The organism is Aporhodopirellula aestuarii (genome assembly GCF_023701485.1).
In the GTDB taxonomy this organism is placed as follows: domain Bacteria; phylum Planctomycetota; class Planctomycetia; order Pirellulales; family Pirellulaceae; genus Rhodopirellula; species Rhodopirellula aestuarii.
This window is the reverse complement of the sequence record NZ_JAMQBK010000055.1, coordinates 20,508-33,702: the sequence shown is the minus strand read 5'-3', so window position 1 is coordinate 33,702 and position 13,195 is coordinate 20,508. Positions and strand designations below refer to the sequence as shown.

General features: G+C 57.3%; 10 protein-coding genes and 1 tRNA gene. 6 read left to right on the top strand and 5 right to left on the bottom strand.

Going from position 1 to position 13,195, the window contains the following annotated elements:
• Positions 1-241 precede the first annotated feature (241 nt).
• Together NB063_RS19670 and NB063_RS19665 are read left to right on the top strand one after the other, a co-directional pair.
• Entirely contained in the window at positions 242-964 is a 723-nt protein-coding gene (locus tag NB063_RS19670) for an alpha/beta hydrolase (RefSeq protein ID WP_250930473.1), read from the top strand.
• 181 nt (positions 965-1,145) lie between these two features.
• The gene (locus tag NB063_RS19665) at positions 1,146-2,159 is read left to right on the top strand and encodes a tetratricopeptide repeat protein (protein WP_250930472.1); all 1,014 of its coding nucleotides are present in this window, start codon (positions 1,146-1,148) and stop codon (positions 2,157-2,159) included.
• 780 nt (positions 2,160-2,939) lie between these two features.
• On the opposite strand, the gene NB063_RS19660 is transcribed toward NB063_RS19665, so the two are convergent.
• From NB063_RS19660 to NB063_RS19650, 3 genes are all read right to left on the bottom strand, one after another.
• Positions 2,940-3,012 (bottom strand) — tRNA-Ala (locus tag NB063_RS19660).
• A gap of 282 nt (positions 3,013-3,294) precedes the next feature.
• On the bottom strand, positions 3,295-3,642 hold the full coding sequence (locus NB063_RS19655; protein ID WP_250930471.1) for a P-II family nitrogen regulator: 348 nt from the start codon (positions 3,640-3,642) through the stop codon (positions 3,295-3,297).
• Between the two features lie 362 nt (positions 3,643-4,004).
• Positions 4,005-5,381, bottom strand: a complete 1,377-nt coding sequence (locus tag NB063_RS19650) for an ammonium transporter (RefSeq protein ID WP_250930474.1) — start codon at positions 5,379-5,381, stop codon at positions 4,005-4,007.
• Between the two features lie 1,148 nt (positions 5,382-6,529).
• On the opposite strand from NB063_RS19650, the gene kdsB reads away from it, so the two are divergent.
• Entirely contained in the window at positions 6,530-7,282 is a 753-nt protein-coding gene (kdsB, locus tag NB063_RS19645; protein WP_250930470.1) for a 3-deoxy-manno-octulosonate cytidylyltransferase, read from the top strand.
• 215 nt (positions 7,283-7,497) lie between these two features.
• On the top strand, positions 7,498-7,662 hold the full coding sequence (locus NB063_RS19640) for a hypothetical protein (RefSeq protein WP_250930469.1): 165 nt from the start codon (positions 7,498-7,500) through the stop codon (positions 7,660-7,662).
• 256 nt (positions 7,663-7,918) lie between these two features.
• Here NB063_RS19640 and trpD read toward each other — a convergent pair whose 3' ends face one another.
• Positions 7,919-8,926, bottom strand: coding sequence for an anthranilate phosphoribosyltransferase (trpD, locus tag NB063_RS19635; RefSeq protein ID WP_250930468.1), 1,008 nt, complete (start codon positions 8,924-8,926; stop codon positions 7,919-7,921).
• A 140-nt stretch (positions 8,927-9,066) separates the two neighbouring features.
• Here trpD and NB063_RS19630 point away from each other — a divergent pair, with 140 nt between their 5' ends.
• Both NB063_RS19630 and NB063_RS19625 read left to right on the top strand, forming a co-directional pair.
• The gene (locus NB063_RS19630) at positions 9,067-10,011 is read left to right on the top strand and encodes a nucleoside hydrolase (protein WP_250930467.1); all 945 of its coding nucleotides are present in this window, start codon (positions 9,067-9,069) and stop codon (positions 10,009-10,011) included.
• Positions 10,012-10,176: 165 nt separating this feature from the next.
• Entirely contained in the window at positions 10,177-10,971 is a 795-nt protein-coding gene (locus tag NB063_RS19625; RefSeq protein WP_250930466.1) for a TerC family protein, read from the top strand.
• A 37-nt stretch (positions 10,972-11,008) separates the two neighbouring features.
• Here NB063_RS19625 and NB063_RS19620 read toward each other — a convergent pair whose 3' ends face one another.
• On the bottom strand, positions 11,009-13,195 hold the full coding sequence (locus NB063_RS19620; RefSeq protein ID WP_250930465.1) for an efflux RND transporter periplasmic adaptor subunit: 2,187 nt from the start codon (positions 13,193-13,195) through the stop codon (positions 11,009-11,011).

The following is a 13,195-nucleotide window of genomic DNA, read 5'->3' as shown; positions in this document are numbered from 1 at the left end:
TTACGCCCGTGCCATTCAGTCCTGACACCTTTTCTTCACTGGAGACACCAAACTCACTACATCTGCTTGTGTTATTCGTTTCTCAAATGATTCTCCAGAGCTCGTTGGGGAGGTTCCGGTTCCGCAAGACGGCGGATAGTCATTGCGATGCACGTGAGCGGCGAAGTGACGTTGCTCGATCATCACACTCCTCGCCACCGCACCATTATTGGCGACGCTACCTGACCTACTGGAAATTCATTTGAGATACTTGACTCTCCTACTGCTCTCTGCGGCAATCGGCTGTTCGGAATCGACACGTGATCTTACCGATGCGATTGCGGAAACATCGCGAGTGACTGTTGGCCGTGACGCAGATGACCCGTGGGGTGGGCTGAAGGTTCAGGCCGTCGGAACTCCGCTTGAGGATGCGGCTCAGATCGTCGTGTTGCTTCATGGGTACGGTGCTACCGAATCGGATCTCGTCCCGCTGGCGGATTACATTGGCGGCGAGTCGCGTGCGTTCGTGTTCCCAGCGGCGCCGATTGCTGTTGACGGTGGAGGGCTCGCTTGGGCGACAACAGAAGACGAACTTGCAATTGCTCATGCTAAGCTTGCATCGTTGGTGCGGTTTATTTCGAAAATCTACCCGAATGCAGAGGTTGCGGTTGGTGGATTCTCGCAGGGGGCAACGGTGTCAAGCATGCTTCTGTTGGATAGAACTCTGCCGATCCGGCATCTGATTTTGTACTCACCCGCGCTCGCGATTGATGCTGCATCGATTGACTCAGCACACGGCATCCAGGTTCTGCTTGCTCACGGCCAGCGTGACGATGTCTTGCCGTTCGCGGACTCAAAGCGCTTGCACGAAATGCTCGTACGCGAGGGAATTCAAACCAATTGGCTTCCGTTCGACGACGGACACACAATTACGACAGAACTGCTCGACGCCACGCGTGATCAGCTGTCGCAAGAGAGCAAGTAACCATGCGGTGGAGGCGAGCCGCCGATGACATTGGTTTGAAAATGTAGTGTGTGGGAGGCGGACCGGTTTCTGCTGTCGGTCAACGTTGGTGTTCGTCTGTCGGGGACATTGAATTGCAAGTCAACCCATCTGCCCTCGTCGTATCGAGTGTAGTTCGTTGATAGATCAAGGTGGTAGTGTGATGACGGAGGACGAACAAGAATTTGATCGGATCATCGCCGATTGCACCGAGACACTCGATGCTTTCCCGGACGATGTCATCGCCTTGAGCCAGCGTGGCTGGGCGTGGTATCGGATGAGGAACTATGACAGCGCGATCGCCGACTTCGATAAGACGCTGAGCCTAACGCCCGACCGCGCCGACGTTCGCTACAATCGCGGGCTGGCTTTTAGCAAGAAGCGTGAATATGACCTCGCCATCACGGATTTGACCGAAGCGATCCTCCGTGGGCTCCCGCCCAACGCTTTGCCTGACGCGTATTACACCCGCGGCCGCTGTCGCTACCAGAAGCAAGCAGACGCCGACGCGATCGAGGACTACAACGAAGCGATTCGTCTCGACCCTTTACACGTTAAGGCCTATTTGATGCGAGGTCTCGCTTGGCAAAACCTGGGCGACCACCGCAAGGCGATCGCGGACTACACACTCGCAATACGCAGCGACCCCGAGTCAGCGGACGCGTATCACAACCGAGGAAACGCCTGGGTGTGTCTCGGCAAACTCCGCAAGGGGATCGCCGATTTCTCGCGAGCAATCCACCTCGATCCCAAGAACGCCGTCACCTATACCAGCCGCGGCGTCGCGTGGAACCGCAGGGGAAGTTACGCCGAAGCACTCGCTGACTACGAGCGAGCCTTGGAGCTTGATCCACGCTCTGCGAAGCGGCGTGCCGTCCTCGCAGAGTTTCTGGCAATTTGCCCGCAGAGTCGCTACCGCGATGGCGCTCGCGCGCTGGAGCTCATCACCGAAGCGTGTGAGCTCACGAACTACAGCGACACGGCTTACCTCGGTTGCCTCGCCGCTGCTCACGCGGAGAAAGGCGATTTCCAGTCGGCGATCTCGTTTCAGAGAACGGCCCTCGCTCTCGCCACCGAGGACGACGACATCGAAGACATGCGGCGCTACATTGAGTCGTACGAAGCGGGAGAAGCTTGCCGGATGAAACCACCGAGCTGGCGCGAACGCTGGTCTTAACGCATCCTTTACCAACGGTGTCCGTGCTGTTTGCGCTGATCGGAGGACATTGCTATCTCGACGCATTGGCAGATGCGTTTGAAGAGAGAAAAACCAACATGTGCACTGGAGAGTGGCTTTCGTGTTTTTGCCAATGCACGATCAGCGGGCCCGGTGAGATATCACGTTCTGTCTGAGAGCTAAAACCATTTCGGACACGATCAAATGATTTCGAAAAAATGCATGTGGGCAAACGGAGCCAAGTCTTTTTGGCTGCACGCATTTTTTTTCGATGTGACACCGGACGGCTCGCGCCGTTTCGGTAAGAAGGCGATTGGCGACCACGAAACACGCGAGCTACAGGAAAAGAAAGCATAGGCACCACTTTCGTGTCCTTCGTGTATTTCGTGGTAGAGACCACGCTCACCGTTACTCCGGACGACACAATAAGGTGCCAGGAACACGTTTGTGTTTTTATGCCGTCTGCTGGTCTGACACCGGACGGCTCGCGCCGTTCCGCTAGGAAGGCAGACACCGGACGGTTTGCGCTGTTCCGCTACGAAGGTGGATCACGTAGAGCTTCCTCGGGAGGCGCCATGCGAAATTTTGGTGACCCAATCGGGGCTTAGCCTGACCGCTGAGAGGGTACCGGCAAGCCGGCTACGCACTTTGAGAATGTGACATGGCGAAACTCCAAACGGCATTCGGAGTAGTCGTCTACCCTGGAATGGTCCAAACGTGAGCCGCACGCCAACGATGGCGGTAACGCTAAAGAGCGTTCCAGCAAGAACTTAAAGCGAGTGGAGCTGAAGAGACTTGAACTCTCGACCTCTGCATTGCGAACGCAGCGCTCTCCCAACTGAGCTACAACCCCTGATTTCAGAGTTTTTACGGGTGTCGATAGGTGGGCGGCCATCTGGGATGCGGCTGCCAGCCTTGGAACACCTGAAGCTTGACTCTGGAAGGCTAATTGTAATCGGCGCCGCGTGGGGCGTGCAACACCCGCGAGATTGCTCGGGGGCGGCAAGGGCCTGAAGCAAAAGGGGAACGACGGCGGCAAAAAGGGCGAAGCGGCGTCGGAAGCTGCTTGTTTCGTTCGAGACGCGGTGGTTGGGAGGCCCCGGTGCGGCGTTTGGCCGCGGGGATTTGGTTCGTTTCAGATCGCGTCGCTGCCGCGTTCGCCGGTTCGGATCCGGACGCAGTCGTCCATCGGTAGGACAAAAATTTTGCCATCACCGAATTCACCTTGGTCGCTGCTGCGCCCGCCTTCCAAGATCGCGTCGATCGTGGGTTGGACGAATTCTTCGTTGACGCCGATTTGGAGCTGGACCTTGCGGAGCAGGTTGACTCCATAGTCACGGCCTCGGATGCCTCCGGTTTGGCCTCGTTGTCGTCCGAAGCCTTGGCAATCGACGACCGTGAGCCGGTGGACTTCCACCCGAGTCAGGGCGTCCTTCACGGCATCGAGACGCGAGGGTTGGATAATGGCAATGATTAGTTTCATCGTTGGTCAATATTCCCGTTCAAAATCTTCCGCCTGTGGGGATCTCTCGGTGTCAATCTTTGGGCCAGCGGGCCGCTTGCCTGGGTTTCATGACGCTGCGTCGCCTGTGCGGCGTGTCGGTATAAGAGATCGGACGCCGAGGATAGCCGATCGAGCAGGTCAGGCGTAGATGAGGCAGCGTTGCCCTCAACGCAAAAAAACCCCGACCCGCGACGAGTGAGGCGGACACTCGTCACGGGCCATTGGGGCCTTCTTCTGGCCCAGGCAAGAGCCGAGAAGATCTTTGATTCCGCACGCTGCTACGCCGCCGGACGTGTAACGGACATCCGGCGACGAAGCTGCGGTGGGTAGATCAATCAATATCAGGCGATCGCACCACCGGTGACCGCATCGGATGGGTAAGCGTGCATGCCGTGCTCGCTGATGTCCAAACCGGCTTGTTCTTCTTCTGGGGTCACTCGGAGGTGTCCGACCGCTTTGAGTGCACCGAAGATGACCGACATGCAGACGAATGCCCAAACCGCGATGGCAGCGGTGCCGATCCCCTGGGTCACGAAACCTTCGAACGCCGTTGGGAAGTGGGTGTTCGGGAAGATTCCCATCGCCATGCATCCCCAAACACCGCACACGCCGTGGACCGGGAAGGCACCCACAGGGTCGTCGATTTTGAGTTTGTCCAATGCCACGATGGCGAGAACAACCAAGACACCTGCGACACCACCGACCACGATCGACATGGTGTTGCTGAAGGCGTCACAGCAGGCGGTGATGCCGACCAAGCCACCGAGGGCTCCGTTGAGGCTCATCGTCAAGTCTGGTTTACCGAACAAGCCCCAGGCAACGAAAGTTGCGATGAAAGCACCCGCAGCAGCGGCGAGAGTAGTGTTGACGGCGATGAATACCGTTGCGTCGATGTCTCCGGTGCCTTGGAAAGCGAGTTGGCTGCCGGGGTTAAATCCGTACCACCCCACCCACAGGATGAACACACCCAGTGCAGCGAATGCGACGTTGTGGCCAGGCAGTGGCACTGATTTGCCGTCGGCGGTGTAACGTCCGAGCCTAGGGCCGAGGAAGATTGCTCCAGCGAGACCGGCGAAACCACCGACTGCGTGAACAACTGCGGAACCTGCGAAGTCTTGGAAGCCCAGGTCAGCGAGCCAGCCGCCGCCCCATTTCCAATAACCGCTGATTGGGTAGATGAGACCCGTCAAGATTGCACTGTAGACGAGGTATGCGGTGAATTTCATACGACCGGCGACAGCACCCGAAACGATGGTCGCGGCAGTAGCGGCAAACACGGCCTGGAAGAACCAGTCGGCTTGTGGCGAGAATGTGCGACCTGGATCGTCGCTGGTGTAGATACCGGTGCCGCCGAACGCGAACACTTTGCTGACGGTCTCTGCATCGGCTTCACTCATGTACGACGTTGGGTACATGATCCCAAAGCCGACGATGAAGAACAGCAGGGCACCGACCGAAAGGTCCATGACGTTCTTGGCAAGAATGTTGACGGTGTTTTTGGCGGAGTTCAGTCCGACTTCGACCATGGCGAAACCGGCTTGCATGAACAGCACCAAGATGGCACAGAAAAACAAGACCGCGTTATCGAGGGCATAGCCAACGCCTAGGTCTAAATCAGCAGCATCACCCGCGTCTGCAACTTCCACGACTTCCGTGACCGCGGTGGCTTCATCCTGAGCCGAAGCGACAGACGCGAGTGATGTGCCGATCCCTATCATCCCCACAATGATGACCATCATTAGCCACGACGAGCGAAACCTCGTCCAGCGAAAACCGGGGGTTTGCCCAATCGGGCTCTTCAAACTTTGATACATGTAGTCTTTCCTTCTCAAAGACGGTGTTCAATTGGCATGGGTGCGGCCTCGCGTTCAATGCGACGACCTATCAACACTCCCGCCGATTTCAATCAATGGCAGCTTTCTGTCTTCCACGATTCAACCAACCGTCCAACTCTTGCCCGGGCCATCCGTAATCGCTCGTGAGTGTTGGTGTGATTAAAACGCTAGCAAGCTGCATGGCGTACCGGCTGATGCACGAGCGGTGCCAAAAGACCAGGAGTCATCCGAAAACGCGTTGTAAGTTGTTCTTTAGTAATGGTTTGCGTTTTTGAGAAAAAATAGTTGTGCCGCTGTGGCTTATGCCGATATTCATTGTCTGCTGATGATTCGCGCATGGACGCGTAAGTAAGAGGCATTAAGAGCGTCGAGCTTAGGCAATTGCTTGCAATATTGGGCGGGGGGCGAGAGGGGCTGGGTAGCGGTCCGTCCTGCGGCGGCTGGTGCGTGGATTTACGTGGCGACTGCGGATTTTGCCGCTAATCGAGTCGTTTGTGTTGGGGCGTTGCCCCGCCTGAGTGCCGAGCGCCGATCGAGCCTGCTGGATGGCTGGGCACGTGTGCCTGTTATTTTGGCGGCCAGTTTGTGCTTGGGCTGCTCGCTCGGTAAAACCTCACGCTTCGTGAAGGAGCTTTTTGGGCATGATGGGGATTGACCGCCGGATCGAGTGGCCCCACGGCGGTCGAACCAAACAGCCTCATTATGGCTTGATGGGCGAACTCGGGAGCCATCACGAGCCGGCACGGCGCTTGCTCGTTGAGCTTTTTCAGAAGCACCGAATCGTGACTCGCCAAGCCGCGTCCGCCGCACTAGCCCGGATATTGCGTAGGCCGGATCGAGGTCGCGAGAAACCCTGCCGGATCCGCATAAACCTGATTTGCTCGAAACACATTCTGTTATTTTCAAAATCAATCGATTTGCGACCGTAGCTCCGGCTTGGCAATGGTTTATGCGATACGGCCTACGAATCGCGTGCAATATCAGGGCTAAGCAGTTGCCACTGCCGCCCACTTACCACAGAGAGAACATCGATGAAGACAATGATCGTGATTCCCGCCCGATTGGCCTCCAGCCGGCTGAGCGAGAAGCTGCTACTGCGTGCGGGCGGAAAGTCGGTTTTGCAGCACACCTATGAAGCGGCCAGGCGGGCGAAAGTCACCGATCAGGTCATTGTTGCTGCCGATGATCCGCGGATCGTCGCGGAAGTGGATTCTTTTGGCGGGGAAGCTCGTTTGACCAGCGTTAACTGTCAGAGCGGGACGGACCGGATTGCCGAGATCGCGCTGATGCATGATGACGTGGATGTTTTTGTAAACGTCCAAGGGGACGAGCCTGAGATTGATCCCGCCGCGATCGACGCGGTTGCCGAGTTGCTGCAATCTCGTGTGGAGGCAGACATCGCGACTGCCGCGTGTGCGATCGATACCATCGACAAACTCAACGACCCCGGTTGTGTGAAGATTGTGATGGGCAACGAAGATCGGGCGATCTATTTTAGCCGTTCGGTTGTCCCGCATGCCCGAGACGGGGGCAGCGAAGCGTTGTTGCAAGCGGAGGTCCCGGTTTATTGGCACCATATCGGATTGTATGCGTACCGTCGTGACTTTCTGTTGTGGTTCGCGACCCAGCCACCTGGTCGATTGGAGCAGATCGAAAAACTCGAACAGCTCCGTGCGATCGAAGCCGGAATATGCATTGTGGTGGCACCGGTTTCGGAGGCCGCTCGCGGGATCGACACCCTTGAAGACTTTCGCGTGTTTCGCGACCGGATCGAAGAGGCCTGATCGCTCGCCAGGGCTTCGACTTTGACACTTTTATTGTAGAACAATTGTCCCAATTGTTTAGCCAGCACAGCCGACGCAGGGCATCAAACAACTGGGACAATTGTTTTACAAGGCAAAACGCAAGCGACAAATCGCAAGAGATTCGTCCAATGCAAAACGTGCAGAAGTCGAACTCACGGGCGGTTGATTCGATTGTCCCGAAACGCCAACGAGTGATGGCAATTGAACTCTCGACCGTGCCCGTATCCGTTGCCTTTTCGGGTCAGCCGCTGCGTGAGTTTGAAGCGGTGTGTATGCCCAAAGAGATCGCGATGGACACGGTGGCTTTAGAAGAAAAGCTGCTGACGGAACGTTTACCATATGGGAAAGTGGGGCGATGAGAAACGGAGAGAGCCCTCCACGGCCGCTGCCGCGTCCGACCCTCCCGCACGCGGGAGGGTGAAGTTGATGAACGAAACTTCTAAACGCGCAGACGAGTGGGCATTTGCGAAAGTCCTTGCTCGCGTTGCGGGCGAATATAGGAACAGCCCGCTTGAGCATTCATGACTTTTGCGTAGCCACCCCAGCCAGACGTTGGACCACGTTCTGGCGAACGTAGCTACTTATCACTAGCCTTCGTCATTTTCAAAAACCGATCTAGCTGCAAAGACTGTACAGTTTGTCTTTGGCGGCGCCGCTATCGATCCCTTCGGCGGCGATGCGGGCGGCTTGTTTTAGATCGTCGGCGCGACCGACGAGTAGCAACGCGGCGGCGCAACCGGCGATCACGGTATCGCGTTGAGGCCCCGGTTTACCGCCAAACACGTCTCGAATGACATCGGCACTTTCGGCCGGATCGGCCACTGTGAGTGAGTCGACGTGAGCGGGCGTGAGGCCGAAATCGGCGGGCGTCCAAACGTGTGAGATCTGTTCGGTGCCGGTGACTTCGAGGCAGTACGTGGCTCCGTCGAGCGAGACTTCATCTTGCCCATCTTCGGCGTGCAAGACAAAACTTCGGCGGGTTTGTAACTGGCTCAGGGCGGCAGCAATTTTTTTCTGGGTCTCGGGTGAGGCGGTACCGAGCAATTGATGGGTCGCCCCGGCCGGATTGCAGAGAGGGCCGAGCAAGTTGAATAGCGTGGGGACTCCGAGGCTGCGGCGGATCGCAACGACGTGTCGCATGGCGGGGTGCATCTTGGCGGCGAAGCAAAAGCAGACGCCGATCTCATTGAGGCAGCGGGCGACTTCGTCGGCGTCGGATTCGATTTTGACGCCGAGATGTTCGAGCACGTCTGCCGATCCCGTGCGACTGGTGGCGCGTCGGTTTCCGTGTTTAGCGACCGCGACACCGCAGGCGGCCGCGAGGATGGCGACGGCGGTTGAGATATTAAAGGTGCCCGAGCCGCTGCCGCCGGTGCCACAGGTGTCGAGCAACACTTCTCGATCGTGTGCGATTCGAGTCATATGCCGCCGCATCGCCGTGGCAGCTCCCACCAGTTCGCTGACGGCTTCGCCTTTTTCCCTTAGAGCGAGCAACAATTCGCCCACACTCGCCTCCGGTGCATCGCCCCGCAGCATCGTGTCGATCAGATCGCCGGTTTGCTCAGCGGTCAGGTCGACGCCGGAACGTGCCATCTCGATGGCGGCGGGAAAATCATTTGTCATGTTGGTTTACGGCAAAAATGGGATGTTTGGGACCTCTGTGGGGATCCCACCGACTTCGATCGGCGAGATCACTTCGTCGACTGTCCCGGGCAGGTCGTCCCCCTCTTCTTCGCGGCGAGAGGAGTTCTTAGACTGGAAGCATGTCACGAAAAATCATACTCGACTGTGATCCTGGGATCGACGACGCAGTGGCCATCACGATGGCATTGTTCGATCCACGCCTTGACGTTCTCGCAGTCACCGCGACGGCGGGGACGGTGGATGCGGCACAGGCCAATACGAATACGGCCGCTATCATTAGCAAACTCGACCCGGCACGCTACCCGCGGATCGGGTCGGCGGTCGTCCCACAAGATGCTCCCGTGGTCGATGACATGCATCTCAACGGTCCCGACGGACTCGCGGGTTGTGATTTCCCATCGGCCACGCGGCAAAATGATCATCCCAGTGACAAGGTGATGGCGGATCTGATCCGCCGTTATCCCGGCGACGTCACGATCGTCTGTTTGGGACCGTTGTCAAACCTCGCTCGTTTGCTTCGCCGCGACCCGATGTTGATACCGATGATCGACAAGGTCGTGATTAGCGGTGGCACGGTCGCTCACAGTGGCAATGCGACGGCGGTTGCCGAAATGAACTTCTTTTTTGATCCGTTGAGTGGTCAGGAAGTGTTCGCCTCGCCGACGACGAAGAGTCTCGTGCCGCTGGACGTGACCGACTCGATCACGTTCGGGGTCGACCTGATGGAGAAATTGCCCAGCGAAACGTCTCGGGCGGGTGAATTGCTTCACAAAATCCTGCCTTACAAATTCCGCGTCTCGCATCAGAAACTCGGCTGTGAAGTGATGCCGCTTCAAGACGCGGTCGCGATCGTGTCGTTGCTCGAACCGGAGCTTTTCCAGTGGGAAGAGATGGCCGGTGACGTGGAAGTCAAAGGTAGTTTGACGCGAGGCATGACTCTCTTTGATCGACGACTCCGGCCGGAGTGGAAACCGAACATGGAAGTCGCCCGACGAGCCTCCACGGCGGACGTTCGAGACGCGATTATTCGCGGACTACGTTATGCCGGCCAACAGACCGCGTGAATCAGGGCTGGGGTTTCGGTAATCAGACGCTGAGTCACACGCCGTTACCCAGGTCTCCGTTTCTGCGTGCCATTGTTCTCGCCGCTGCCTTGTCCAGACAAATTTGTCCGACAATCCGATCACGCTTTTTACAACCCCTCTCTTCTTTAACCAGCTCGCGCAACCATGGCCGAACTTTTTTCGATTTCCGGAATATTCACTCTCGGGATGCTTGTGTTATTGCAAGCCGTACTCGGGTTCGACAACCTGCTCTACATTTCGATCGAAAGTAAACGTGTCGAGGAAGACAAGCAGGCGATGGTTCGAAAGTTCGGCATCGGACTGGCGATTGTGTTGCGGATCGCGCTGCTGTTTGTGGTGGTGAACCTGATCAAGTTGCTTGAGGATCCGTTTCTGGAGATTCACAACGGCTATGTCGACATGGCGGTTTCGGGGCACAGTTTGATCGTGCTGTTCGGTGGGGCGTTTATCTTGTGGACGGCACTCAAGGAAATTTACCACTTGCTCGCCGAACCCGATTTGGAGCACGACGGGAACGAGGCGAAATCGAGCGTCGGGAAAGCGGTCACGTTAATCGTCGTGATGAACCTGGTGTTCTCGTTCGATTCGATTCTCAGCGCGATGGCGCTGACCAAGAACCTGTGGATCATGTCAGTCGCGATTATCATTTCGGGCATCATGATGATGGTGCTCGCCGATAGTGTCGCCGAGTTCTTGAAGAAGAACCGCATGTACGAGGTGCTCGGATTATTCATCCTGTTCATCGTCGGCGTGATGTTGGTCAGCGAAGGCGGACACCTCGCCCACGTCGTGTTATTCAGCCACGAAGTGCATGCGATGTCCAAGAGCACGTTCTACTTTGTGCTGGCAACGCTCATCGTGGTGGACATCGTCCAAGGACGCTATCAAAAACGATTGCTGGCTCGTCAGGATAAGTTCCGTAAGGATGTTGCGGCCTGAACCGATTGGCACGTCACGCTGAAACCAGCCGGGAATCTTACGTAGATTTTTCGGCGTTGGATTTTTGGCTGGCTTCGTAGAGCGAGCGTATCCATTCGCGAAGCCGGCCGGCAATTGTTTGGGTACGGTAGCCGCAATCGGCAAACAATCGTACGCCCACTGGCAATCGATTTTCGCCGTCGGCGACGTCAAGCCAGGCGTAGAAGTGGGGCTGCAATAAACGCAATTCGGATGCGTCCGTGGCGTCCGATTCGGACCGTGTGGGCAGCGGACCGCCATGAATGGATGCTAATGCGGGCTCGATCAAGCGATCGGTGGCGCGAGGTTCGATCCGTTGCAATTTCGAATCGAATTGTGCCTGGCCGACCGAGACAACTCGCACGTTTTGGCCGATGCAATCGCGTACTCGTTCGATCTGACGTGGTGCGATCAGAGCAATCCATTCACTGTCGCGCGGGCCCGCCACGACCATCAATTCGTCACCTTCTTCGACGTAGGTGCCGATTGTCGATTCAAGGCCGCGTGCGATCACTCGGCCGGTATTGGTTGATCGGATCGTGAGAGATTCCATCCGTCCGCGGACTTGATCCAATTGCGTCTGCAACGATTCGGCTCGTCGTCTCAGAACGTGGCGTTTACCCTCGTCCTGTTCTCCGGTGGCACGGCGTTGTTCAAGTTCGAGTTGTTCGGATTCGAGTTCGAGTTCTCGCAACTGACACTGCAGTTCTTCATTGCGGAGTGTGATCAATCGATCGCCAACCGCAACGCGATCACCATCGCCAATGTGCAGCGAATCGATGAAACCACTCGCGGGAGCCCGCACGTTCGCCGATGCAGCGAAGCGTGTGATCACCGGGGCACGGACGCGTGACGGAATTGGGATGATGAAGACGGACGCGATCACGAGCGAGCAAACTCCGCCGCCGAGAAGGATCGCTTGATAGAACCGCAACAGGTCCTCTTCTCGGAGCGCGGCGAGGTAACGAATCGCGTTGAACACGGGGACGCCGACCCAAATTGCGATGCCGATCATCGTGATCAAAATGCCGCCACCCTCAAACAACGTCGAGGCGGTGATCGCCAAGCAGATGCATACGCTCACCTTCCAGAACAACGCCGCGATGCCGTAGACGCCGACCAGAATGCCTCGCCACCCGTTGACTTGACCTTGGGTGGTCGCTTCGCCAGCGATCCAGCGTCGTGCAAGGCGTTTGAGCGTGGTTGACGCTTCCGCGGCGAGGTTAGGGATATCGACGGCGTCGGCCAAGATGAAGTATCCGTCAAACCGCATCAGCACGTTGGCGTTGAATAGAAGTGTCGATAATCCTGCCGTGAGAACCGTGGTGTGCGAGATGTTTCGTACCAACGGTTCGTCGACGATCAGAAACACCCACGCTGCGACGGCGGCGATGCAACCTTCCACAAACATGCCTGCCGCGGATACACCGATGCGTGATACGCGAGACGGCATTCGCCAACAACTCGATACATCGACGTAGGCCAGCGGCGCCATCAAGACAAATACGACGCCGCAGCGATTCACTTCTCCACCGAGTCGGTAGCATGCGATCGCGTGGCCGAATTCGTGGATCAGCTTGAGAACGATCCAAATGCCGAGCATCCACGCCCACTGGGTGGGATGAAAGATGTTCTCACTCTGACGCAGGAAACTCTCTCGGTGCACGCCGATCCCGATCAAGGCGGACAGGATCAACAGCATGCCGGCGAAGACCATGGGGGCCGAGAGCAACGGTGCCATCCATCGCGACAGCACTGCGACCACACGTTCGCCGCCGGGCAGGGGGACTTTGATCCAAAACGGATTGAAGCGGGCGAGCAGTTTCCAGGCCGATGGGGGCGTGGTTGCCGCCTTTGCGGGAGTTTCTCGCCGCGGATCCCGGACGGGTGGTCGGTTCTCGTCGAGGTAAGCGATTTCGTTATTCAGTAGCCACCGGGCGATTTCCGCGGTTTCAGTTTCCGTCGGCGCGTCCCGCCCGAGTTTCGCTGCCGCAATCGAGCAGGCCTGCGCCAACGTTGTTTTTCCGTCGAGCAGCGAACACAGGTAAGACTCGCGGTATCCGATGCGGAAGAACCGGTGCAATCCGCGGATCTCGATTCGATAAACGGTTTCGCCACGCTCGCGGACCGGCCACACACGAACATCCGGGGCGATCCGCAAGCGTTGTTGATTGAGTTCAACGGTGGTTTGGTTCAGCGTCTGCAT